At 73.9% G+C, this 21,607-nt stretch carries 18 protein-coding genes and 1 pseudogene; 8 read left to right on the top strand and 11 right to left on the bottom strand.

Features of this window, described 5'->3' with window-relative positions:
* Nucleotides 1-849, bottom strand: a complete 849-nt coding sequence (locus BMY61_RS13880) for a hypothetical protein (protein WP_042447205.1) — start codon at nucleotides 847-849, stop codon at nucleotides 1-3.
* A 198-nt stretch (nucleotides 850-1,047) separates the two neighbouring features.
* Nucleotides 1,048-2,145, bottom strand: coding sequence for an aldose epimerase family protein (locus tag BMY61_RS13875; RefSeq protein ID WP_236655997.1), 1,098 nt, complete (start codon nucleotides 2,143-2,145; stop codon nucleotides 1,048-1,050).
* 182 nt (nucleotides 2,146-2,327) lie between these two features.
* Between BMY61_RS13875 and BMY61_RS13870 the strand changes: the two genes are divergently transcribed.
* On the top strand, nucleotides 2,328-3,311 hold the full coding sequence (locus BMY61_RS13870) for a DMT family transporter (protein WP_143094334.1): 984 nt from the start codon (nucleotides 2,328-2,330) through the stop codon (nucleotides 3,309-3,311).
* A 62-nt stretch (nucleotides 3,312-3,373) separates the two neighbouring features.
* On the opposite strand, the gene BMY61_RS13865 is transcribed toward BMY61_RS13870, so the two are convergent.
* Nucleotides 3,374-4,753, bottom strand: coding sequence for an MptA/MptB family glycosyltransferase (locus tag BMY61_RS13865; RefSeq protein ID WP_143094333.1), 1,380 nt, complete (start codon nucleotides 4,751-4,753; stop codon nucleotides 3,374-3,376).
* Nucleotides 4,754-4,990: 237 nt separating this feature from the next.
* On the opposite strand from BMY61_RS13865, the gene BMY61_RS13860 reads away from it, so the two are divergent.
* The gene (locus tag BMY61_RS13860) at nucleotides 4,991-5,434 is read left to right on the top strand and encodes a hypothetical protein (RefSeq protein WP_042447207.1); all 444 of its coding nucleotides are present in this window, start codon (nucleotides 4,991-4,993) and stop codon (nucleotides 5,432-5,434) included.
* Here BMY61_RS13860 and BMY61_RS13855 read toward each other — a convergent pair.
* Complete coding sequence (locus tag BMY61_RS13855; RefSeq protein WP_042447208.1) at nucleotides 5,401-5,703, bottom strand: DUF3040 domain-containing protein; 303 nt, start codon at nucleotides 5,701-5,703, stop codon at nucleotides 5,401-5,403. The two genes, BMY61_RS13860 and BMY61_RS13855, sit on opposite strands and share 34 nt — an antisense overlap.
* Nucleotides 5,704-5,750: 47 nt before the next feature.
* Nucleotides 5,751-6,843: pseudogene (tal, locus tag BMY61_RS13850) on the bottom strand (transaldolase).
* Between the two features lie 226 nt (nucleotides 6,844-7,069).
* On the opposite strand from tal, the gene BMY61_RS13845 reads away from it, so the two are divergent.
* Nucleotides 7,070-7,501 carry an ATP-binding protein gene (locus BMY61_RS13845; RefSeq protein ID WP_042447210.1) on the top strand — a complete coding sequence of 144 codons (432 nt, stop codon included), beginning with the start codon at nucleotides 7,070-7,072 and terminating at the stop codon, nucleotides 7,499-7,501.
* Between the two features lie 57 nt (nucleotides 7,502-7,558).
* On the opposite strand, the gene BMY61_RS13840 is transcribed toward BMY61_RS13845, so the two are convergent.
* The gene (locus tag BMY61_RS13840; protein ID WP_052438660.1) at nucleotides 7,559-8,386 is read right to left on the bottom strand and encodes a SigB/SigF/SigG family RNA polymerase sigma factor; all 828 of its coding nucleotides are present in this window, start codon (nucleotides 8,384-8,386) and stop codon (nucleotides 7,559-7,561) included.
* Nucleotides 8,387-8,570: 184 nt separating this feature from the next.
* A complete protein-coding gene (locus tag BMY61_RS46105; protein WP_161791248.1) occupies nucleotides 8,571-8,747 on the bottom strand; it encodes a hypothetical protein in 177 nt (58 codons plus the stop codon).
* Between the two features lie 185 nt (nucleotides 8,748-8,932).
* On the opposite strand from BMY61_RS46105, the gene BMY61_RS13835 reads away from it, so the two are divergent.
* Both BMY61_RS13835 and BMY61_RS13830 read left to right on the top strand, forming a co-directional pair.
* On the top strand, nucleotides 8,933-9,298 hold the full coding sequence (locus tag BMY61_RS13835; RefSeq protein WP_236655998.1) for an ArsR/SmtB family transcription factor: 366 nt from the start codon (nucleotides 8,933-8,935) through the stop codon (nucleotides 9,296-9,298).
* Complete coding sequence (locus tag BMY61_RS13830) at nucleotides 9,295-10,005, top strand: cation diffusion facilitator family transporter (protein ID WP_169791851.1); 711 nt, start codon at nucleotides 9,295-9,297, stop codon at nucleotides 10,003-10,005. Before BMY61_RS13835 ends, BMY61_RS13830 begins: the two co-directional genes overlap by 4 nt.
* Before the next feature lie 117 nt (nucleotides 10,006-10,122).
* On the opposite strand, the gene BMY61_RS13825 is transcribed toward BMY61_RS13830, so the two are convergent.
* The 3 genes from BMY61_RS13825 to BMY61_RS13815 form a co-directional block, all read right to left on the bottom strand.
* The gene (locus BMY61_RS13825) at nucleotides 10,123-11,286 is read right to left on the bottom strand and encodes a baeRF2 domain-containing protein (protein WP_042447212.1); all 1,164 of its coding nucleotides are present in this window, start codon (nucleotides 11,284-11,286) and stop codon (nucleotides 10,123-10,125) included.
* An 87-nt stretch (nucleotides 11,287-11,373) separates the two neighbouring features.
* On the bottom strand, nucleotides 11,374-13,380 hold the full coding sequence (locus BMY61_RS48370; RefSeq protein WP_042447214.1) for a spermine/spermidine synthase domain-containing protein: 2,007 nt from the start codon (nucleotides 13,378-13,380) through the stop codon (nucleotides 11,374-11,376).
* Nucleotides 13,381-13,511: 131 nt separating this feature from the next.
* Nucleotides 13,512-14,255, bottom strand: coding sequence for a class I SAM-dependent methyltransferase (locus BMY61_RS13815; protein ID WP_042447216.1), 744 nt, complete (start codon nucleotides 14,253-14,255; stop codon nucleotides 13,512-13,514).
* Nucleotides 14,256-14,723: 468 nt separating this feature from the next.
* Here BMY61_RS13815 and BMY61_RS13810 point away from each other — a divergent pair, with 468 nt between their 5' ends.
* Both BMY61_RS13810 and BMY61_RS13805 read left to right on the top strand, forming a co-directional pair.
* Nucleotides 14,724-15,959, top strand: coding sequence for a hypothetical protein (locus BMY61_RS13810; RefSeq protein ID WP_042447218.1), 1,236 nt, complete (start codon nucleotides 14,724-14,726; stop codon nucleotides 15,957-15,959).
* A 50-nt stretch (nucleotides 15,960-16,009) separates the two neighbouring features.
* The gene (locus tag BMY61_RS13805) at nucleotides 16,010-18,178 is read left to right on the top strand and encodes a tetratricopeptide repeat protein (RefSeq protein ID WP_042447219.1); all 2,169 of its coding nucleotides are present in this window, start codon (nucleotides 16,010-16,012) and stop codon (nucleotides 18,176-18,178) included.
* A 6-nt stretch (nucleotides 18,179-18,184) separates the two neighbouring features.
* Here BMY61_RS13805 and BMY61_RS13800 read toward each other — a convergent pair whose 3' ends face one another.
* Nucleotides 18,185-18,622, bottom strand: coding sequence for a helix-turn-helix domain-containing protein (locus tag BMY61_RS13800; RefSeq protein ID WP_042447221.1), 438 nt, complete (start codon nucleotides 18,620-18,622; stop codon nucleotides 18,185-18,187).
* Nucleotides 18,623-19,005: 383 nt separating this feature from the next.
* Here BMY61_RS13800 and BMY61_RS13795 point away from each other — a divergent pair, with 383 nt between their 5' ends.
* Complete coding sequence (locus tag BMY61_RS13795) at nucleotides 19,006-21,594, top strand: SpoIIE family protein phosphatase (protein WP_082014994.1); 2,589 nt, start codon at nucleotides 19,006-19,008, stop codon at nucleotides 21,592-21,594.
* Nucleotides 21,595-21,607 lie beyond the last annotated feature (13 nt).

Below are 21,607 nucleotides of genomic sequence, written 5' to 3'. Positions count from 1 at the left end.
CTACTCGAACGGGGTGGTCGCGGAGGGCAGGTGCACCGGCGGTTGCCGCAACGGCCGCGCCGGCAGCCCCGGCCGGACCACCACCACGGCCACGACGCTGACTCCGACGAGCGCGGCGAACGTGCACGTCAGCACCAGGGGGAGCGGTGTGGCGAACACCGCCATCGAGCCGTACCCGGCAAGGCCGAGGGTGGCGAGGATCCAGCTGAACGGCCACAGCCGCTTGAGTCGCGCGCGCCGCCGGTCGGCCGTCGTCGCACCGGCCTCGCGCCGGGTGGCCGGGGCGAGGTAGGCGAACGCGACGAGGGCGTAGACGGTGGAATAGAGGGCGAGGATCAAGGTGATGGACGTCGCGTCGCGTTTCGGGGTGTCGATCGTGCCGTCCGAGGCCCCGTCCGCGCTCACCCCCACGACGGCGCCCTTCCACAGCGCCAGCGTCGTCCGGTCCCCGGGCTTGACGACGTCGACCATGGCCCTTGACGCGAGCCACACGTCCAGGCCCCCGGCCGCGGACACCCCGGGCACCGGGAACGGTGCCACGACGTCGCGGAGGACCAGATGCGCGTTCTGGTACTTGTCCTGCGTCACGTAGGTGCTGCCGACCTCGCCGGTGGCGGACACCAGGCAGTCCGCGTCCGCGGCCACCCGCGTGGTGGGCGCGCAGGGGCGGGCGGCGAGGAAGGCGTCGATCGCGGCGTCGTTCGCCGCGAAGCCGACCCAGCACGCGACCGAGCCGACGGCGAACACCACGCCGAGCACGGCGGCCAGCACCGCATGCCGCCGCCCCCGCCGCGCCACGGCCGCCTCCGCCATGGTGGGCGGCAGTGCCGACAGCGGTGCCTTGCGCATGCCGCCTCGCTCTCCTGGTCGTGCTGCGGCTCCTACCGGAGGGCGCCAGCATAGAACCCGCCGCCGGGCCCGTGGCCCGGGGGCGTGGACCCATGCGCTCGGCCGACGGCTGCCCGCTGCGGCAGCGTGGCACCCCGTCCTGATGTCCGACCCGACCCTCCCGGGCGAACGGACGGTGGCCGACTGTGTTGTCCCGCGTCAGTGGTCGACGCCGAAGCGGTACACCGTCGTCGAGCGGTACTCCTCGCCGGGCACCAACGCGGCGCTCGGGTAGGTGGGATGGTGCGGGGAGTCCGGGAAGCGCTGCGTCTCCAGGGCGACGCCCGCGTACGTGGCGCAGCGGCCGCCGGCGGCCGTGACGAACCCGGCGGAGTCGAGCCCGAAGTGGTTGCCGGTGTAGACCTGAAGACCCGGCTCGGTCGTCCAGCACTCGACCCGTCGGCCGCTCGCGGGATGCGCGAGCGTGGCGACGCGGCGCAGGCCGACCGCGTCCCGCAGCACCCAGTTGTGGTCGAACCCGTCACCCGCGCGGTCGAGCTGGGCGTGGGTGTCGTCGATCGCCGCGCCGAGGCGCCGCGAGCGCAGCAGGTCGAACGGCGTGCCGGCCACCGGCGCGTCAGGGCCGAGGGGGAGGAGGTCGGCGCCGATCGGGAGGTACTGGTCCGCCTCGACCTGCAGCTCGTGGTCGAGGACGTCGCCGTCGCGGCCACCGGACAGGTCGAAGTAGGCGTGGTTGGTGAGGTTGACGACGGTGGGGGCGTCGGCGACCGCGTGGTAGCGGAGCGTCAGGGCGCCCGTCGGGTCGAGCAGGTAGTCGACCGTGGCGGTCAGGGCGCCGGGAAAGCCCTGGTCCCCGTCGGGGCTGTGCAGACGGAAGCGCAGGCCGAGCTGCCCGCCCTCCTCCAGGGGGCGGCCGTCCCACAGGCGTGTGTCGAAGCCGTCGGGGCCGCCGTGCAGGCAGATCCCGTCCTCCTGGGTGGCGAGGGCGTGCCTCCGTGTGCCCAGGGGCAGGTCGCCGTCGGCGATGCGGTTCGCGTAGCGGCCGATGGTGGCGCCGACGTAGCGGGCCGGGCCGAGGAAGTCCGCAGGATCGGCGGGGGACAGCACGACCTCGTCGAGCCGCCCGGACCGGTCGGGGACCTGCAGCGCGTACAGGCGGGCCCCGAGGTCCAGGACCTGCGCGGTCACCAGCCCCGGCCAGCCGAAGGTCCAGCGGGTGACGGCGCGTCCGTCGGGCAGGACGGCGAGCCGGTCCCGGCGGAACTCCCGGACGGGCGCGGTGGGCAGGACGCTCACGTCGATGCTCCTCGGCATGGGTCGGTGCGGCGTGGAGGTCCATTGTTAGCGCTAACAAGAAGGGTGTGGCAAGTCCGCGAGAAGCCCGCCCGGGCCCGGATGACGGAATCCCGGCAGGCCTGACGGCCCGGCACCGTTAGGGTCGGGCCGGAAGCGATCATGCGCCACCTTGGGGAGTCGCCGTGCCCAGCTCGCGCACCACTGTGCCCACCGGTCTGGTCGACGGGCTGCTGCTGGTCGTCGCGGCTGTCTGGGGGTCGACCTACCTCGCGGCGAAGGACCTCGTCACCGACCGCACCGTCGTCGCGATCCTGGGCCTGCGCTTCCTCCTCACCGCCGTGGCGCTGGCCCCCGTCTGCGCCCACCGGCTGCGGCGGGCCTCGCGGGCGGAGATCGGCACCGGGCTGCTACTGGGCGCGATCCTGGCGACGGTCATGACGCTGGAGACCTACGGCGTCGCCGGCACCTCCGCCACCAATGCCGGCCTGATCATCAGTCTGACCATCGTGATGACGCCGCTGCTGGAGAACCTGGTGGCCCGGTCCTGGCTGCCGCCCGCCTTCTTCGTCGCGGCCGTTCTCGCCGTCGTCGGCGTGGCGCTGCTCGCGAGCGGGTCCTCGCTGCGCGCCCCCTCCGTGGGCGACCTGCTGGTGCTGGCCGCCGCCGCGGTGCGCGCCGTCCACGTCACGGTGATGCACCGCCGCTCTGCGGGGCGGCAGTTCGACTCGCTGAACCTGACCTGGCTGCAGCTGAGCGTCGGCGCCGTGGTGTTCTGTGCGGTCAGCCCCCTGGCCGGCGACTCCGCGGTCGCGGTCGCCGGACGCCTGCACGCGGGGCAGTGGGCCGACCTGCTCTACCTGGCCCTGGTGTGCACCGTGTTCGCGTTCTTCGTGCAGATGTGGGCGGTGCGCAGCACCTCTCCCTCCCGGGTGAGTCTGCTGCTGGGCACCGAGCCGATCTGGGCGCTGGCCGTCGGCGTGCTCCTGGGCGGAGACCGGATCGGCTGGACGGGGGTGCTCGGCGCGGTGCTGGTCCTCGCGGGCACGAACTGGGGTCGACGCGTCGAGCGTGCCCACCGCGAGCGCGCCGGGGGCGCGAGCTCCCTGGCCGCGACGGGCGACGCGCTCCCACGGGGCGCGGACGCCGAGGCGCAGCAGCCCGCCTGACGACGGGCCGTCGTCACGACCGGGCGCCGTGACGCCGGGCCGCCGTCACGACCGGGCGGTGGTCACCAGCTCCAGGGGTGGCCGCCGGTGTTGTGCGCGAAGGTGAGCGCGAGGGTGAGCCCGACCAGGGCGTAGTCCGTGCGCGCGCGGGGGAGCAGAGCCATCAGTGGCCAGGTCATCGCCGTGTACCAGGGCATGCACCACGGCGCGGCCACGTTCCAGCCGAAGGCCAGCGCGTTGGCGTTGCGCACCGGCTCGCCACGCGGCGCGTCGGTGTCACGGCGCAGGAAGAAGCGGGCCGCCAACAGCATCACCAGCGGCCAGGCCAGGCTGATCACGGCTGTCGCCGTGGCCGGGGCGATGACCGTGTGCCCCGCGAGCTGGACCAGCTGCCACATCGACGGCGCGGAGACCAGGCGGGAGGCGTCCGACAGCGGCGCGAGCGCGTGCACGCCGACCGGCACGTAGAGCAGCGCGAGCGTGGCCAGGCAGGCGAGCGCGCGGGGCAGCAGCCGGTCCCAGCGGCGGGCCGACAGCAGCGGCCAGGACAGGCCGACGACCAGCAGCGCCGCGCTGATCTTGACGCCGCAGGCCAGCCCCAACAGGGCGCCGATCAGCAGCTCGCCGCGCCAGTCCTGCCGCCGGGCCGCCAGGACGGTGGCGCAGACGGCGAAGAACGCCACATACGTGTCGAGGTGCCCGCCGCCCACGAGCAGCCCCAGCAGCAGCGGGTTGGCCGCCCACAGGATCGCCGCCCGGCTGCGGTCGGCCGCCGCCCGGACCAGGATCAGGCCGGTGACCAGGTAGACCGCCGCGTTCGCGGCCATCAGCACCCAGATCGTCGCCATGACGCGGTCGCCCCCGATGTCGGCGGCGAGGCGCTGCACGAACGTCGCCACCGGCCCGTAGACCGACGGGGTCTGCGTCCAGCTGCTGCTGACCAGATGGGCGTAGCGGTCCCCGAGTTGGGCGGGGACGAACTGGTACGGGTCCAGTCCGAGCGAGGCGATGCGCCCGTAGGCGGCGTAGCTGGCCATGTCGGCCGAGCCGATCGGCGTGGCCGCCGCGAGCAGGGCGGCGGCCACGGCGCCCGCACCGAACAGTCGGCGCGGGGCGGGCTGCCAGCCCCGCCCGGCCGCGTGCAGCATCCCGATCAGGCCGGCGCCCTGGGCGGCGATCGCGGCAAGGATCAGGTACGTCGAGGCGGGGCCGCTGAGCGCGGGCAGGTGCAGCAGCGGCATGGCCGCGTCGAGGGTGTGGTTGTTCGGGGCCGCCGCGGCGATGAACACCATGAGCAGCACACCGGCGACCGACAGGGCCACGGACAGGGTGGGCGTCGCAGTCAGCGGCGTGGCGAGAGCGGCGCCGTCGTCCACGGGCAGCCGCAGCAGCCCTGCCCCGAGCCGTCCGCTCGTGCCCGCCGTCGTGGGTATGGACAACACCGACCCGCCTCCCGCCGGACACCCGGCAGCTCCCTGGGACGAGCCGAGCCGCCGTCCTCCCCCGACAGGCCCCGCCGCTGCCGACGAGGCCTGGTGTTCGCACCACAGTGCGGTTACGGATCATAGCGACGCGTGACACGCGTGGGGCCGGAGAGTCTCATCTGACGGGCTGGAGCGGGGCCCCGGCGCCGTCGAGCGCCACGGAGCGGTCGGTGAAGTCGCTGTCGGGAGAGGAGAATGGACGCCGACGTTCCCGTCCTTCGGGAGGCGGTGGGAGAGATGGTCCGGCTGATCGTGGACGGCTCCGAGCTGGTGGTGCTGCCGCGCCGGTGGGAGCGGATCGCGACGGGTGTCGGCGCGGAGCGGCTCCTGCTCGACGACGTCGACCGGGTCGAGGTCCAGGCAGCCCCCTGGCGGTGCCTGCGGGGTGAGCGCGAGCACGGGATCAGCATCCCGGACGTGGTCTGGCTGGGCACCTGGCGGCACCCCTTCGGGCTGGACCTCGTCGCCGTCCGGCCCCGCCGCGGGCCCTGCCTCCAGGTGGACTTCCGTCCCAAGGGGCGGTTCGCGCGCATCGCCCTCACCGTGCCCGAACCGGAGGCCCTGGGGGAGGAGCTGGCGGCCCTCCTCGGCCCCGGCATCACGTTTCAGGGCCGGTGGGTCGGGTCCTCGGGTGGCTGAGTGTCGTGCTGCGTCCAGGACTTGTGCAGGCCCATGCCCCCGGCCAGGAGCAGGACGACGCCCAGGCCGGTGAGCAGCGCGACGTGCGTGGCGGCGGCCAGCAGGAAGAGCAGGATGGCGACGGCGACCGCGTTCCACGACATCACCGCGGCCGGGCGCCGGGGCGCGGGGCGGAGCGTCGCGAGTCGGGTCGCCAGCCGGGGGTCGGTGGAGGTGAGCTGCCGGTCGATCTCCTCCAGCCGGCGGCGCTCGTCCATGGAGAGTCCCATGCGGCTCTCCTCCTTCGGTCAGCGGCGGGTGGTGTTCCTGCCTGCGGCTACTCGCTGCGGTGGTAGTCCAGGGCGAAGTCCGGGACTTCGGCGAGCGCGTCCGGCATGCCAAGCCGCAGCTCGACCTCGCGGCTCAGCTCGTCCCAGGCGGCCTCGAACTTCTCCACCCCCTCGTCCTCCAACTGCTGCACCACCTCGTCGTAGTCGACGCCGAGACGGGCCAGGCCGCGCAGGAACCGGTGCGCCTCGTCGTAGCCGTGCCGCAGGTCGCTGACGGGGATGCTGCCGTGGTCGGCGACCGCGTCCAGGGTGGCCTCCGGCATGGTGTTGACCACGCCGGGCGCGACCAGACCGGTCACGTACCGGGTGTCGTCGTAGCGCGGGTCCTTGACGCCCGTCGACGCCCACAGCAGCCGCTGCGGCCGGGCCCCGTCGTCCTTCAGCGACTGCCAACGGTCCGTCGCGAAGGCGCGTTCGCCGTGCTCGTGGGCGATGCGGGCGTTGGCGATCCCGGCCCAGCCGCGCCGGGCGGCCGCCTCCTCGGTGCCGATCCGGTCCAGCCGGCGGTCGATCTCGGTGTCCACGCGGGAGACGAAGAACGAGGCGACCGAGGAGATCCGGGTCAGATCCAGTCCGGCGTCGCGGGCGCGTTCCATCCCCGTCAGGAAGGCCTCGACCACCTGGTCGTAGCGGTCCAGCGAGAAGAGCAGGGTGACGTTGACACTGATGCCCTCGGCCAGGCACGCACTGATCGCCTCCAGGCCCTGGGTGACCGCCGGGATCTTCACGAACAGGTTCGGACGGTCCACCGACCACCACAGCGACCGTGCTTCGGCGACGGTCCGCTCGGTGTCGTAGGCGAGCCGCGTCGCACGCCCAGCGCACGTCGAACGCTGTCAGCGCGCGCAGGGCCTCGTCGACGCCCACACGCCGCAGTGCCAGATCCGCGATCTGCGCGTCGTACAGGTCGCTGCCCCGGATCGCGTTCGAGAAGATCGTCGGGTTCGTGGTGACACCGACCACGTGCCGGTCGCGCACGAGAGCGGCCAGGCTGCCGTCGACCAGCCGCTGCCGGCTCAGGTCGTCCAACCAGATCGAGACCCCGGCCTGGCTCAGTCGGTCGAGCACGTCGATAGCCATCGCAGCCTCCGGTTCCACCTGCGGTCCGCGTCCACCGGAGCGCCTAACCGTCCTGGCGGCGGGCAAACCGTGCGCGCCGCTCGGGATCCGCGTGTGAGACGGTGTCGCGCGGGCAGACGCGCAGGACACGGAGCTGCCCGGGCCGTCAGCCCTGGTGACGAGGGCGGCGGGCGCCCCGGCACGGGACGGTGACGGACAGCCGTGGACGGCAGAGCGGAGGCTCGCGGTGGACGGCACAGGCGGTTCGACGGGCGCGCCGGGCTTCGACCGGCTGCTCCCGGGAGGCGCGAAAGGCGTGGTCGGCCGCTGTCGGGACTTCGTCGGCGAGAGCCTCGCCTCGCGGGGGTGGCTGGAGGACACCGGGGAGAAGCAGCAAGCCGTCGTCGAGGACGTGCTGCTGATGACGTCCGAACTGGTCACCAACGCCTGCCTGCACGGCGGTGGTCCGCAGGAGGTCACCGTCCGCGCGGAGGGCTCCCGGCTGCGGGTGGAGGTGGCGGACGCCGGCCCCGAGCCGCCGGAGCTGCGGCCGTTGAAGCCTCCGGCGCGCCCCGGCGGCCACGGACTTCGGGTGGTCGAACGGCTCGCCGACTGCTGGGGGAGCGCTCCGCGGGCGGGCGGCGGCAAGGTGGTCTGGTTCGAGATCGAGCACGCCTGACAGCTCGTCCCCGGTCCAGGCCCCTCCCCGGTCCAGGCCCCTCCCCGGTCCTGCCGGTCACTCCTCGGTGAGCAGTGCTTCGCGCAGTTCGCCGAGGACGCGGGAGAGGATGCGGGAGACGTGCATCTGGGAGATCCCGAGGCGGGCGCCGATCTCGGCCTGGGTGAGTTCGCCGGTGAAGCGCAGGGCCAGGACGGTGCGTTCGCGCTCGGGGAGGGCGGCGACGAGGGGTTTGAGGCTCTCGAGGTTGTCGACGCCGTCGAGACCGGGGTCGAGGTAACCGATCCGGCGGCTCTGCGGGCCTTCGGACTCCTCGCTGTCGGGGCCCTCCAGGGTGCCGGCGGTGTAGGCGTTGCTGACCGCCTGGCCCTCGGCCACTTCTGCCGCGCTGACGTGCAGGTGGGCGGCGAGTTCGGCCTCGGTGGGGTCGCGTTCGAGTTCCTGGGCCAGCTCGTCGCGGGCCTTGGCCAGGCGCAGCCGCAGTTCCTGGAGGCGGCGCGGGACGCGGACGGACCAGCTGGTGTCGCGGAAGAAGCGCTTGAGCTCGCCGGTGATGGTCGGCAGGGCGAAGGTGGAGAACTCGACATGGCGGGCCGGATCGAAGCGGTTGATGGCTTTGACGAGGCCGACGATGCCGACCTGGAGCAGGTCCTCGGTGGGCTCGCTGCGGTGCCGGAACCGGGCGACGGCATAGCGGACCAGGGCGAGGTTGAGCTCGACCAGGGTGTTGCGCACGTAGGAGTAGTCGGCGCTGCCTTCTTCGAGCTCGGCGAGGCGTTGGAAGAGCAGGGTCGACAGGTCGCGGGCGTCCTCGGTGTCCACGGCGTGCGGGGCCGGGAGCCGGGCGGGGACCGGCTGCGCGCCGGCCTGCTGGGTGCGGGGCATGGGGAAGGGCTCCTCAGTCGGTGTCTGTCCGCGCCACTGGCGGTGGAGCGGACTCGTCCCAGTCTTCGGGGCGTCCTGAACAGGCCCCTACCCGGCTCCCGTCCGAGCATGCGGACGCGAGGCCGTCGTGACGGTGCGGGACGGTGTGGGAGCACCGGGTCATGCGGGCGGGTCATGCGGCGGATCATGCGGGCGGCTCATGCGCCGTGCCGCGCCGGGCGAGGGAGGGCGTGTGCCAGCCCCGTGCCTGCTCGCGCAGATGGCGCAGTGCGGTGTCCATCTCCTGCTGCAGCCGCCTGGCCGCGGCGTCCATCGACTCCTCGTCGTCCGGGTCGTCCGGCTGCGGTTCCCGCTGGTCCACCCCGTCACCCCTTTCGTGCGTGCCGTGACGGTGCACGTTCTCGTTGCGGGCGTCTACCCGCCCGTTCGCGCGGTATGCGGCGTTTCGTCCGCTCCGCGCGGGTGGCCGCGCGACGCGGAAGCAGGGGCCAGGTGGCGGCGTCCACCAGTCGAGCGCCTGGGTCGGAGAAGAGCTAGCATCGCCGTATGGCGATGACAGCTCCAGATGCGACTTCTGGCAGGGCCGGCCTTGAACCCGCCGCTGCCCTGTTCCGGTCCCTCGGCGACCCGGCCCGGCTCGCGATCGTGCATCGCCTTGCCGCGGGCGAGGCCCGGGTGGTGGACCTGGTTGAGCAGCTGGGCCTGGCCCAGTCGACGGTCTCGAAGCATCTGGCCTGCCTGCGCGAGTGCGGCCTGGTCGACTCCCGCCCGGTCGGCCGGGCCTCGTTCTTCTCCCTGACCAGGCCCTCCCTGCTCGACGTGCTCGTCGCGGCCGAGGTCGTCCTCGCGGAAACGGGCAGCCGGGTCGCGCTCTGCCCCGCCTACGGAACCCCGGACGGAGACACCCGATGACCGCGCCTGCGACCGGCCGCCAGGAGCCGGTCGTCGCCGGGACCGGCGGCTGCCACTGCGAGCCCGGCTGCGCTGACCCCTGCTGCCGCCCACCGGTCGAGCGCGACGCCGCCTGGCACGCCGCCGCCCGAAAGGCCAAGCTGTTGTCCTGGCTCAGCTTGGGCTACATGGCCGCCGAGGGCGCCGTCGCGATCACCGCGGCCGTGCTCGCCGGCTCGGTCGCCCTGCTCGGCTTCGGCCTGGACTCCGTGATCGAGGGCCTGGCCTCCGTCATCATCGTGTGGCGGTTCAGCGGCACGCGCACGCTGTCCGAGACCGCCGAGGGCCGCGCCCGGAAGGCCGTCGCGGTCACGTTCTTCCTCCTCGCCCCCTACATCGCCTACGACGCGATCTCCACCCTGGCGCAGGGCGAGCACCCCTCCACCAGCCGGCTCGGGATCGCGCTCTCGGCCGTCTCGCTGGTCGTCATGCCGCTGCTCGGCCGCGCCAAGCGCCGCCTCGGCCGGATCCTCGACTCCGGCGCCACCGCCGGCGAGGGCACACAGAACCTCCTGTGCGCCTACCTCGCCGCCGCCGTCCTGGTCGGCCTGCTCGCCAACACCCTGTTCGGACTGTGGTGGCTCGACCCCGCGGTCGGTCTCCTGGTCGCAGGCCTCGCCGTGCGCGAGGGCAGCGAAGCCTGGCGCGGCGAGGAGTGCGCCTGCTGACACACCCCTGTCGGCAGGCGCGGGCGCCGGAGGAGCCCCCACCGACCGCTCCGCGCGTACCCGGGGGCTCCGCTGCGACCAGGCGGGCGCAGCCGGGGCATCCGTCGCCGCCCCGGCTCAGGCTGCGACGGGGTGCGGCCAGCGCAGCAGGGCGCCCACTCCGCCGACCGGGCCGGGCTCTGCCGTGGGCGTCATGACGGCGTCGGCGTCCAGGGCGGCCGCGGCGCGCAGCAGCGCGTCGTCCGCGCGGGCCGGCAGGGGATAGGCGGCACCGAGCGCGCGGACCGCGTGGCGGTCCGGCGCCAGCTGGCAGGGATCGGGCCCGGTCCAGACGGTGCGGGCCGTGTCGGGGGCCGAGGGGTCGAGCAGCAGGGTCGCCAGGCTCCGGTCGCGTGCGGCACCGAGCACCTGCGGCACGCCCTCCGCGGTCCGTCCGCCGACCTCGTGGGCCAGGGCGTGGCCGGTGCGCGGATCCCGGGCCCGCCCGGCCGCCAGCTCGGCCAGGGCCCGTTCCGTCCGCTCGTCCACGGCCCGGGTACGGGCCCGCTCCAGCTCCTGGTCCAGCGCCTCGTCGGAGCCGCCGGGGGCCCGGCCGCCGCCGGCGGTCAGTTCGACGACGGTCTCGGCCACCGGGCCGGGCAGGCGGCGGCGCACCTCGTGGCGCTCGCGCGCGTCGCCCGCCAGGACGACCAGGCTGGCCGGGGCCTCGTCGTGGCGGCGCACCACCTCGTCCGCGATCACCTGGGCGGTCCTCTCCCAGCCGTCCTCGACGCGGTGCTGGTAGTGCCACTCGAAGCGGTCCGCGGGGAGGGAGTGGTGCCCCCGGCCACGCCACTGCGGGCCCTGCGCCGTCCCGACCGGCTGACGGCCCTGGCCGTCGCAGAGCTCCAGGTCGGCGCCGGTGCGGTCGATCCGGGCGAGCAGCGCCCGGGGACGCGCGGAGGCCAGTGACAGCAGCGGGGCGAGCCGGGGCAGCGCGGCCCAGGCCGTCGCCACGCCGACGGGGGCGCAGGCCAGCGGCAGGTCGAGGACCACCTTGCCGTCACAGGCGTAGAGGGCCCGTCCGGGTGGGGCGTCGGAGGCAGGCTCGCCCGCCAACCACCGGTCGACCGCGTCGACCGTCCGGGGGTCGGCGCCGAGCCGGGCGAGAGCGCGCACGGCGGCCCGGCGCCTCAGCTCGTTCTGCTTGGCGCCGTCCTCGGTGGCACGGGAGGTGTCGATGACGACGCTGGCCCAGGGGCCCGGACGGTCCAGCAGAGGGTGGAGGAAGGTGAGCTCCATGGCTGCCTCGATTCCTGTGGCTGTCTCCGACCGGACCGCTCCGGACCGCTCCGGTCCGGTCCGTGCGCAGGGTCCCCTGGAACGAACCTACTCCGGCGCGGCCTGTCGATCCGCGAAAGCCATGGCGGTGCAGGCGCCGAGGTAGAGCAGGGCGACGACGAGCAGCAGCGACTGGTAGCCGATCACCAGGGCGAGGTACTCCAGTGCTCCGCCGGTCAGCGCGCCCAGCAGGTTCGCGCCGAAGGCGGAGGTCGGGTCGGGGGCCTCGGCGAGGCGGTCGGAGAAGAGCAGGTTGGCACAGAAGATGGGGGCGAAGGCCAGGGCGGTGGCGGCGGCGAGACGCCCGGCGACGGGAAGGGCGAGCACCGCGTGGGCCGGGACCAGCCAGGCGACCGCGAGGCTGGCGAAGAGGAGCACCTGGAGCAGCAACCGGCTGACGTTCCGCAGTCGGCGGCGCACCTCGACGGCCGCGAGTACGGCCAGCAGCACGCCGATGAAGACCAGGGCGTTGACCAGCCAGGTGGTGCCGAAGTAGAGGGCGAACCCGATCACGTTCTTGGTCTCCAGCAGCAGGAACGCCGCACCCATCAGGAACATGTCGGTGTAGCGGACCATCCTGCGGATCCGCACCCCGACCAGGCGGACCGCCGCCAGGGTCACCAGCAGCATCGCGCCGAGAGCGCTCAGGTAGAGGGTGGGGATACTCCGGTCGCGCAGGTACGGGAAGGGCCGGTCGTCGGTCGCGGCCGCCGGCACGGGACCGCTTGCCCGCCAGACCTGCTTGCACGCCTGGTCGGCGGTGGTCATCCCGGCGACCAGCACGGCCGCGTTGCGGGCGAAGGTGGTCATGCAGGGGGCGTGCCCGTAGACCGTGTCGAGGGATCCGGCGAAGCGGTCGACGAGCCAGCTCTCGCGGTAGTAGTTGTACATGGCGAACGCGCCGTGCGGAGCCAGGTGGGCGCGGGCGGCCTGGAAGGCCTGCTGGGTGAAGAGGTAGCTCTCCAGGCGCAGGTTGCTCGCGCCGGCGACGAGTGTCAGCGAGTCCGGCAGCGCGAGGACCACCAGGTCGTAGCGGGCATGGGTGCGTTCCAGGAAGGCACGCCCGTCGTTGATGTGCGTGTGCACCCGGGGGTCCTGGTACGGGTGGGCCGGGTGGAGCTGCTGCCCGATCTCCAGCAGCCGCGGGTCGATCTCCACCGCGTCCACGCTCGCGGCGCCGTGGGCGAGGGCCACGGCGACGTCGTTGCCGTTGCCGGCGCCGATGACCAGGACGCGCCGGTGCGGATTGCGGGGCGTCTCGTCGTAGGCCTGCCGGTAGGGCGACCCCGGCTGCATCAGCGTCCTGAGCGGCACGATGTTCTGGTGGGGGACGCCGTTGGCGGAGATCTCGTACCGCGGGGGACTGCCCGGCAGGGGCGTGAGCTGGATCTTGTAGTACGGCGACCAGGAGATGCCGGGCGTCGTCGACTCCAGCATGAGCACGGCGACCATCGCGGTGAGCGGGACCGCGTACCGCCAGAGGTTGCGCCGCCCGCCGAGGACCAGCAGGCAGGCGGCGGCGATCAGGCCCCAGACGACCGACGGCGCGCGCAGCCAGGACACCAGGGCGAAGGAGACCGAGCCGCTCAGGCTGCCGAGCAGGTCGTACCGGTAGGCGTCCAGGGAGGGCAGCTGCCGGAAGAGGTCGGCGGTGATCTTGCCGATGGCGCCCATGATCACGGCGGTGAGCAGGAAGATGGTCGGCAGCGTCGCCCAGGCCGGCAGGCCGGTGGTCTTCACCGCGGTGAAGTAGAGGATCTGGCCGCTGCTCTGGCTCACCTGCACCGGATACGCGAGTACCAGGACCACCAGCAGGGCCAGCGGCACGGCCGCCCGGCGTTTGATCCACTGCCCGCGTTCGGCGGGGATCAGGAACCCGATGCCGATGCCCAGGAACGACCCCAGCAGGACGAAGTTGGAGAAGTAGCTGAGGTGCACGACGTTCGCGCCGGCCCACCGGATCAGGGCCAGCTCGACGAAGAGCATGGTGGCGCTGGAGAGCAGGAGCCTCCAGCGGACGGAAGGTTCCCGGCTCCCAGCTGCGGCCGTGTTCATATCTGTCTACGGTGCCATCCCGGGGGCGCGCAGGACGTGGGGCGCGGCCGGGCGTCTCGCCCGCCCCCCGTTCGGCGGAGCCGCGGCGGCCAGGACGGGCGCGGCGGCCGGGGCGGGCGGGACGGGCGGCGTCAGGCGCGGCAGCGCAGCATCTGCAGCGGCGGGTGGGCGAGCGCGTCGGCCCAGAACCCCTCGCCGTACTCCTTGATCCCGGCCTCGGAGATCTCCAGCGGGACCCACTCCAGCTCGCTGAAGCCGGCCGCGTGCAGGCTGCTCTCGTAGACCTCGCGCCGCGGGCAGGAGGCGAGGATGCTGATCGGGTGCGGGTCGAGCAGCGCCGTCAGGCGGATCTGCGGGCCCGTCCCCAACTGCTGGCCGGTCGGCTCGCAGCGGAACCCGTAGCTCTCCAGCGAGGCGCAGTCGAAGGCGTAGTCGGGGTTCTGCGCGAACACGTAGAACGCCCCGCCCGGCACCAGGTTGCGGTGGATGTTGCGACACATCGCCTCCAGCGAGGCGACGTCCTCGGCGTAGTTGAGGCACTGCACGCCGATGGCCAGGTCGAAGCGCCGCTCCTGGGCGTCCAGTTCGGCCACGTCACCGACCACGTAGCGGACCCCGAGCGGCTCGGCCCGCTCGTACGCGCGACCGGCGGCGATCATCTCGGCGGAGATGTCCACGCCGAGCACGTCGGTGGCGCCGCGCCGCTTCAACTCCCGGCTGTAGAAGCCGGTTCCGCAGGCCACGTCCAGCACCGAGCGGCTGCTCACGTCCCCGACCAGCGCGAGGAAGCTCGGCACCTCGCCGTAGCGGATCAAGGGCAGCGCCTTGAAGCCGTCGAACGCCTCGCCGATCCCGTCGTACTGCTGCCCACCCATGTGCCGTTCCCTCCGCTGCGGTTGTCCGTTTCCGTGGAGTCTGCCTGCGGGCCGCGTGACCGCTGTAGTGGCGAAACCCACAGGCCTACCCGTGCCGACAGGCGGCGGAACCGGGTGATCGACCCATCGGGGCACGGGAGTTCGGCGTTCGTCCGGCGCTTGTTCTCGCTCTGTTCTGCAGCCCGGAGACCACGTCGGTCCGCTGCTACAACTTGGCATCACCGCCCAGACGGCCCCCTTCCGTGGGCCAGGACCGCTGGGACGTTCCCCCGAAGGAGGTGGACTGCATGAAGAAGATCGCGATCCGCAAGGCCGGCTCCGTTCGCCTGACCAGCTCGGCCAGCGCGCTGTACGGCGGTTGCGGCTGTCCCGCCTGACAGGCGGCCCAAGTCCGGCGGCGGGTTCGGTGGTTCACCGATCCCGTCGCCGGACGTCCGTCCAAGCGCCGGCCGTTGTCCCGGAGGAGCGATGCCAGACCCGACACAGTCCGCAGAGGCGGCCGTCCCCGAGCAGCGGCTCGCCTTCCAGCGGCTCACCTTCCTGCCCGAGGGGGACGAGGTAACCGTGGGCGTGCCCGACCGGGACACCTACGTCGTGCTGCCCGCCGACGGAGCCGCGCTGCTGCGCCGGCTCGCCGAGGGAAGCAGCTGCGCCGCGGCCGCCCAGTGGTATCTGGAGGAGTACGGCGAACCGGTCGACGTGGCCGACTTCGTCGCGGACCTGGACGAGTTGGGCTTCCTGCGCGCGCCGGGCGAGGACGAGGGGCACGGCGGACCCGACGAGGCGCGGCAGGACGTGCCGGTGCGCTGGAGGCGCCTGGGCCGGGCGGTGTTCTCGCCCGTCGGCGCCGTGCTCTACCTCGCGCTGGTCGCCGCCTGGGTGGCCGCGATGGTGCGCACGCCCGCGCTGGTGCCCAACTACCACCACCTCTTCTTCACCCGCTACCTCTCCGTGGTGATGGTGTCGATGTTCGTGGCGCAGATGCCGCTGGTCCTCCTGCACGAGGCCGCGCACGCGCTCGCGGGCCGCAGGCTGGGCCTGCACTCGCGGCTGTCGATCGGGCGCCGCCTGCACTACCTGGTCTTCCTGACCACCCTGGACGGACTGGTCTCCGTCCCGCGCCGCAAGCGGTTCCTGCCGATCCTCGCCGGCGTACTGACCGACGTCGCGGTCCTGGCCGCGTTGACGCTGGTGGCCGCCGTGACCCGGCGCGGCGACGGCTCGCTGCCGCTGGTCGGCGCGGTCGCGCTGGCGATGGCCTACCTGACCGTGCTGCGCCTGCTGTGGCAGTGCTGGTTCTTCCTGCAGACCGACGTCTACTTCCTGGTGGTCACCGTGCTCGGCTGCGTCGACCTGCAGACCACGGCGAAGCAGATGCTGGGTGACCGCTGCCGCGCACTGTGGGGCAGGGCCCCGCGCCACGACCCCGAACGCTGGCACCCGCGCGACCGCCGGGTCGCCCGCTGGTACTCGCTGATGATCGTCGCCGGGTACGGGTTCCTGCTCGGCACGCTGGCCTACGGCCTGGTGCCCACCGCCTACAAGGTGTTCGCGACCGTCGTCGACCGGCTGAGCGGCCACGGCGGCGGTGGCACCGCCGCAATCACCGACAGCGCGCTGGTGCTGCTGCTCAGCATCGGGGAGATCGCCGTCGCCTTCGGCCTGTACCTGCGCGAGCGCCGCGCCCGGCGCCGCACCGACTGACGTCACCGCACCGCCTGACGTCGCCGCCCTGTCCCACACTGGAGGAGAACATGCCCGCGACCGGGAGCGTGCCGCAGGACGCCGACCGGCACCTCGCGCTGCTGGGAGCACGACGCCGCGACCGCGAGGCCTGCCGGGCCACGCTCGCGCTCCCGGCCGAGCTGGTCCCGCCCGTCTCCGCGCACCGACGCCTGCGCGGCCCCTACACCGTCGCGGGGACGGTCCTGCGCGCCCTGGTCCCGGGTGCGCTCGCGCGCCACCCGGAGCTGGTGGCCGCACACGAGGTGGAGATCCTCACCGTCGCCCCGGAGCTGCGCGACCTCGTGCCCGCCACCCGCGAGACGCTGACCTCCCTCGCCGTGCCGGAGGAGCGCACCCGGTTCTACTCGCGCTGGCGCACCCTGCGGATCGCCCACGGGATCATGGAGTTCCTGCGCGACCTGCTGCTCCTGGACGGCGCCGACGTCCGGGCTCTCGTCGTCGACGACGTGGACCACGCCGACCCGACCGACCTGGAGTTCCTGGCGGTGCTGCTGCGCCGGATGGATCCGGCGCTGCTCACCGTGGTGGTGCAGGGCACGGACCGGCTGCTCGTCCCGCCGGACCCCGACCCGCTGATCGAGCCCGACACCCCGCCCGGCGAGGACCTCTGCGCGCAGCTGCACCGCTGCCGTCACGTCGTGGCGGCTCCGCAGCCGCCCGCCGAGGAGGACCGCCCGGACGGGGAGGTGGAGCGGGCCCGGGCGATCCGCCACGTCGCCACGGACGGCACCGACGACGACCCGCGCGTCCTGGCCGCGTACGAGCGACTGCCCGAGGCCGAACGGCGGCTGCTGCACGACCGGCGCGCCGACGAGCTGGAGGCCCTGGGCGAGCCGTCGTCGGCCCTCGGCGCGATCCCCTACCACCGCGAGCACGGCAGCGAACCGCTCACCGCGGGCGCGAAGGCCCTGGCGTACGCGATGGACGCCGTCATGCTGCTCGGCTTCTACGACGCCACCGTCGACTTCTGCGTCCGCGGCCGCGCGCTCGCCGACTGGGACGAACACCCGGACCTGTGGTGGCTGTTCACCAGCAAGATGCCGACCTCCCTGTCGGCCCTGGCCCGCGCGAAGGAGGCCGAGGCGGTCTGCGACGAGGCCCGCGCGCAGACCGTCAAGCCGATGATCCACATTCAGATGGCCTACGCCACGGCCATGCTCTACACCCGCCACCGCGAACCGAGCCGCCGCGACCACCAGCGCGCGCGGGCCTGGATCAACGAGGCCATCGCGCTGGCCTCCCTGCTGCCCGACCCCCGGCTGCGTGCCTTCAACTCCGTCTTCCACGACAACGGCCTGGCCCTGATCGAGGCGCACCGGGGCCGCCCGCACGCCGCGCTGGCCCTGGTCACCGAGGGCATCGCCGAGCTCGACCGCACGCTCGGCTCCGACGAGCACCATCTGCACCGCTCCGTGCTGCGCTACAACCGGGCCCAGGTTCTGGCGGGGCTCGGCCGTGCGCAGGAGGCGCTGGAGGAGTACCGGGCGGTGATCGCCGTCGACCCGCACTACCCCGAGTACCACTTCGACCTCGGCAACCTGTTGCGCAAACTGGGCCGTGAGCAGGAGGCGTTGGAGGCCTACGAGACCGCCCTGCGGCTCGGGCCCCCGTTCCCCGAGGTCTACTACAACCGCGGTGACGTCAGGAACGAGGCGGGCGACACCGACGGCGCCCTGGCGGACTTCGGCTACGTCCTCGAACTCGACCCCGGCTTCGTCGACGCCTACGTCAACCGGGCCGGCCTGCTGCTGGAGCTGGACGACACCACCGGGGCCGAACGCGACGCGCTGGCCGGGCTGGCACGCGATCCGGGCAATCCCCACCTGCTGGCCGTCCTCGGGCGCGTCCACGCCGCACGGGGCGAGTGCGCGGCGGCCCGGGACAGCTACAGCAGGGCGCTGGCCGCCGCCCCCGACCTGGTCGCGGCGTTGTGCGGCCGGGCGGCTGCGGCGCACGAGCTCGGCGACACCGACACTGCGATCGGGGACCTGCGCCATGCCGTCGAGCTGGCCCCCGACGACCCCGGGGTGCGCTACAACCACGCGTTCGTGCTCCGGTCGGCCGGCCGCTGGGACGCGGCGCTCGCCGAACTCGACGTCGCGGCGGGCCTGTTGCCCGACGACCCGGACATCCTTGCCGCACGCGCGCTGTGCGAGGCGCAGTCGGCGGCCAGGTAGCGCCGCTCACCAGTGGTGCGGCCGCCCGGTCCTCCTGTCGCCGCGGGCGCGGAACGCACGGCGCAGGGCCCTGGCCGCACCGGTCGCCAGGGCCCGCAGCCGCCCACCGTCCTCGTGCTCCACCGGACACGGCGGAGCGTCGACGGTGGGGGTGGGCGGTGGGCAGTCGGCGGAGAGGGCGGCGAACCTGTCGGTGAGCAGCACCGCGCGGGCCCGTAGCGCCTCCTGGCGCAGGGCCATCAGCGATCCCGGCGGTACGTCGAAGCATCTCTCGTAGGAGCGGACCATGGACTCCGGGGGCACGCGTCTGGCCTTCTCCACGTCGGCGAAGACGCTGTGCGCGCTGTACCCCAGCAGCTTCGCCAGGGCGCGCAGGGACAGGCCCCGCTCCACCCGTAACCGGTACAGCGCCAGACCCAGCTCGCGCTCGGCGTCCGTGGGCATCGTGTCGTCCTCTCCGCAGCAGACCCTGCTTCCTGTGCGCAGGGCCTTTCGATGGTGACCGGTACCTGACAGTTTGACCACCTTTCGAACACAAGATCTTCACGCCCCTGATCGCCGGGATCAGCCGGTCCGGCCCTCGCCCCGATCCCGCCCCGACAGGCACCGAACGGCTGCTGCTGCGCGAGTCCGTCGAGCTCGGGGAGGCCGAGCTCGGCCACCGGCCGAGGTGCGCGGTTCGAGGCGTGGGGCGCCCCGCAGTGGCTGGGCCGCCGGGGGCGGACCCCGGCCGCGCCGCACGCCTGAACGGGTGCCGTACCCCGGACGGCCGCTACGACCTGCGGGTTCGCCTTGACAGGCCGCAGGGGCGGGCGTACAGAGAAGAAATGCACGAAGGCGGGCCGCGCAGGCTGCACCGCTCGGCCGGAACGGGCGAGGACGCCCCCGGCGCGGAGCCCAGCTGCGACGATCTCCAGGCGGGCGCGGTCGAGGACGCGCTCACCGGGGCCGGAGCCTATGGTGCGATGGTCTACCTACGCTCCCGCGACCGGCGCTCGCTCATGCTGAGCACCGTCGCGGGGCTCCCCGTGGGCGCGCTGGAACCGTTCCGGCGCGTCGCCGTGCAGGGGGCGCTGCCCGGCCCGCTGGCCTACCGCTCCGGGCGCACCGTGCACCTCGCCGGAGCCGAGGACAGCCTGCGCCGCTTCCCTCAGTTGCTGGTCGGCCTGCCCTACGCCTTCGCCTCGGCCTACGTCCCCGTCACCGGCGCGGACGAGACGTACGGCGTGCTCTGCGCGCTGTGGCCCGCCACCCCGGACGGGGTCCCGGCCGCGGCCCGACGCCACCTGCGCCGCACCGCCCGCCGGCTCGGCGGCGACCTGGACCGACTGGTCGCGCGCGGCGAGGCCGTGGAGGGCCGCCGCACCGTCGCCGAGCTGCCCTGGCCACCCGCGCCCACGCTTCGTGTCGGCCTGTTCGACCTGGACCTGCGCACCCGCGCGCTCGAGGTCGACGACACCGTGCGCGCCATCCTGGGCCTCCCGCCCGGAGCCCACGGAGAGGCGGAGAGCCTCGCCCGGGTGCTGGCCGCGACCATCGACCCCGACGACCTGCCCAGACTCAGGAACGCGCTGGGCCGTGCGGCCCACACCTCGCTCTTCCCGCCGCTGCGCCTGCGGTTCAAGGACGGAGCGGGTCGCGTGCGCACCGTCCAGATCTGGGGACAGGTCCGTGACGGCGTCTCCGGCGACGCGACCGGGCCGCACCTGACCGGTGCGGTGCTCGACGCCGGGACCGCCGCGGCCGCCGCCCAGGCGGTGGAGCGGCTGCGCCGGGGCGTGTTCTCGCTCGACCCCGACGGCCGCGTCGACTACGTGAACCTCGGCAGTGAGCTGCTGTTGGCCAGCCGACGCGAGGAGCTGCTCGGGCGGCGGCTGTGGGAGGCGCTGCCGTGGCTCGCCGACCCGGCCGTCGAGGACCGCCACCTCGCGGCGGTGATCTCCCGTCAGCCCACCGCGTTCCTGGCGCGCCGTCCGCCGGACAGTTGGCTGGCCTTCAGCCTCTACCCCGACGCGCACGGCATGACGGGGACCGTGGTCGCGGGGGACCACCCGGCCGCGGCGCGCCACACCCGCGGGCGTTCCCCCGGGCACCAGGCGGCCGGAGCACACGCCGGCCGACCCCACCCCGCCGACGCGCCGGCCGTCGCTCCCGCCGGTGCGCGGTACGCCGACGCCCTCGCCGCCGAGCCGGCCGGGGCCCCCGGGCCCGGCGCCGGAGCCGGGGCGATCTACCACCTGCTGCGGCTCGCCAGCGCCATGTCCGAGGCGGTGTCCGTGCGCGAGGTCTGCGCGGTGGTCGCCGAACAGATCCTGCCCGCGTTCGGCGGTCAGGAGGTCGCGATCTACCTGGCCGAGGAGAGTCGGCTCCGCCTGGCCCTCCAGGTCGGCTACCCCGAGGGGTTCCTCGACCCGTTCGAGGGCACCCCCGTCCAGGCCCGGCTGCCCGGCGCCGAGGCGCTGGCCACGGGCGTGCCGATCTTCTTCGCCTCCGTCGACGAACTCGCCGGGTCCTACCCCGGCATCGCCCTCGACCAGATGTGCGCCTGGGCGTTCCTGCCGCTGATGGCCTCGGGACGACCCGTCGGCAGCTGCATCCTCGGCTTCGACGAGCCGCACACCTTCACCTCCGAGGAGCGCGCGGTGCTGACCGCACTGTGCGGCCTGATCGCCCAGGCCCTCGAGCGGGCCCGGCTGTACGACGCCGAGTTCGCCCTCGCCCGCGGCCTGCAGCAGGCCCTGCTCCCGCACGCCCTGCCCCGGCTCAAGGGCGTGGGCATCGCCGCCCGCTACCTGCCCGGTACGCGCGGCATGGAGATCGGCGGCGACTGGTACGACACGATCGTGACCCCCCGTGGCCTCTGCCTGGTGGTCGGCGACGTCGAGGGCCACAGCGTCGCCGCGGCCGGTGTGATGGGACAACTGCGCAGCGCGGTCCGGGCCTTCGTCGCCAGCGGACACCCGCCCGGCGAGGTTCTCGCGCTGCTCAACCGGCTGCTGCCGGACCTGGACTCGCAGCTGCTGGCCAGCTGCTGCCTGGTGGAGCTCGACCCCTCCTCCGGGCGGGCCTCAGGCGTCCGCGCGGGCCACCTGCCGCCGGTCCTGCGTCACCCCGACGGGCACACCGAGGTCCTGGAACTGGGCGGCGGTGTGCTGCTCGGCGTCGACCCCGAGGCCTGCTACCCGGTCGAGGAGCTCACCCTGGCCCCCGGCTCCGTGCTGGCCCTCTACACCGACGGGCTCGTCGAACGCCCGGGGACCTCGATCGACCGCGGCATCGACGGCCTGCGCGCGGTGCTGGAGCGCTCCGACACCCCCTCGCTCGAGTCCCTGGCCGACCGCCTCCTTGCCGAGACGCTGCCCCCGGGCAACCGGGCGGACGACGTCGCCGTCCTGCTCGCCCGTCTGGACGGCTGACGAAGGCGAGGTT

This window comes from Streptacidiphilus jiangxiensis (assembly GCF_900109465.1).
GTDB classification, from domain to species: Bacteria; Actinomycetota; Actinomycetes; order Streptomycetales; family Streptomycetaceae; genus Streptacidiphilus; species Streptacidiphilus jiangxiensis.
Note: the sequence above shows the minus strand (reverse complement) of the source record. Positions and strands in the feature narration are given on the sequence as shown.

What these genes read in the sequence shown, in the direction of transcription:
- BMY61_RS13855 (WP_042447208.1), bottom strand. Translation starts at nt 5,703, where the DNA reads ATGGGACTCTCCATGGACGAGCGCCGCCGGCTGGAGGAGATCGACCGG.
- BMY61_RS13880 (WP_042447205.1), bottom strand. Translation starts at nt 849, where the DNA reads ATGCGCAAGGCACCGCTGTCGGCACTGCCGCCCACCATGGCGGAGGCG.
- BMY61_RS13805 (WP_042447219.1), top strand. Translation starts at nt 16,010, where the DNA reads ATGCCCGCGACCGGGAGCGTGCCGCAGGACGCCGACCGGCACCTCGCG.
- BMY61_RS13860 (WP_042447207.1), top strand. Translation starts at nt 4,991, where the DNA reads ATGGACGCCGACGTTCCCGTCCTTCGGGAGGCGGTGGGAGAGATGGTC.
- BMY61_RS13815 (WP_042447216.1), bottom strand. Translation starts at nt 14,255, where the DNA reads ATGGGTGGGCAGCAGTACGACGGGATCGGCGAGGCGTTCGACGGCTTC.
- BMY61_RS13800 (WP_042447221.1), bottom strand. Translation starts at nt 18,622, where the DNA reads ATGCCCACGGACGCCGAGCGCGAGCTGGGTCTGGCGCTGTACCGGTTA.
- BMY61_RS13830 (WP_169791851.1), top strand. Translation starts at nt 9,295, where the DNA reads ATGACCGCGCCTGCGACCGGCCGCCAGGAGCCGGTCGTCGCCGGGACC.
- BMY61_RS13840 (WP_052438660.1), bottom strand. Translation starts at nt 8,386, where the DNA reads ATGCCCCGCACCCAGCAGGCCGGCGCGCAGCCGGTCCCCGCCCGGCTC.
- BMY61_RS48370 (WP_042447214.1), bottom strand. Translation starts at nt 13,380, where the DNA reads ATGAACACGGCCGCAGCTGGGAGCCGGGAACCTTCCGTCCGCTGGAGG.
- BMY61_RS13835 (WP_236655998.1), top strand. Translation starts at nt 8,933, where the DNA reads ATGGCGATGACAGCTCCAGATGCGACTTCTGGCAGGGCCGGCCTTGAA.
- BMY61_RS13810 (WP_042447218.1), top strand. Translation starts at nt 14,724, where the DNA reads ATGCCAGACCCGACACAGTCCGCAGAGGCGGCCGTCCCCGAGCAGCGG.
- BMY61_RS13825 (WP_042447212.1), bottom strand. Translation starts at nt 11,286, where the DNA reads ATGGAGCTCACCTTCCTCCACCCTCTGCTGGACCGTCCGGGCCCCTGG.
- BMY61_RS13795 (WP_082014994.1), top strand. Translation starts at nt 19,006, where the DNA reads ATGCACGAAGGCGGGCCGCGCAGGCTGCACCGCTCGGCCGGAACGGGC.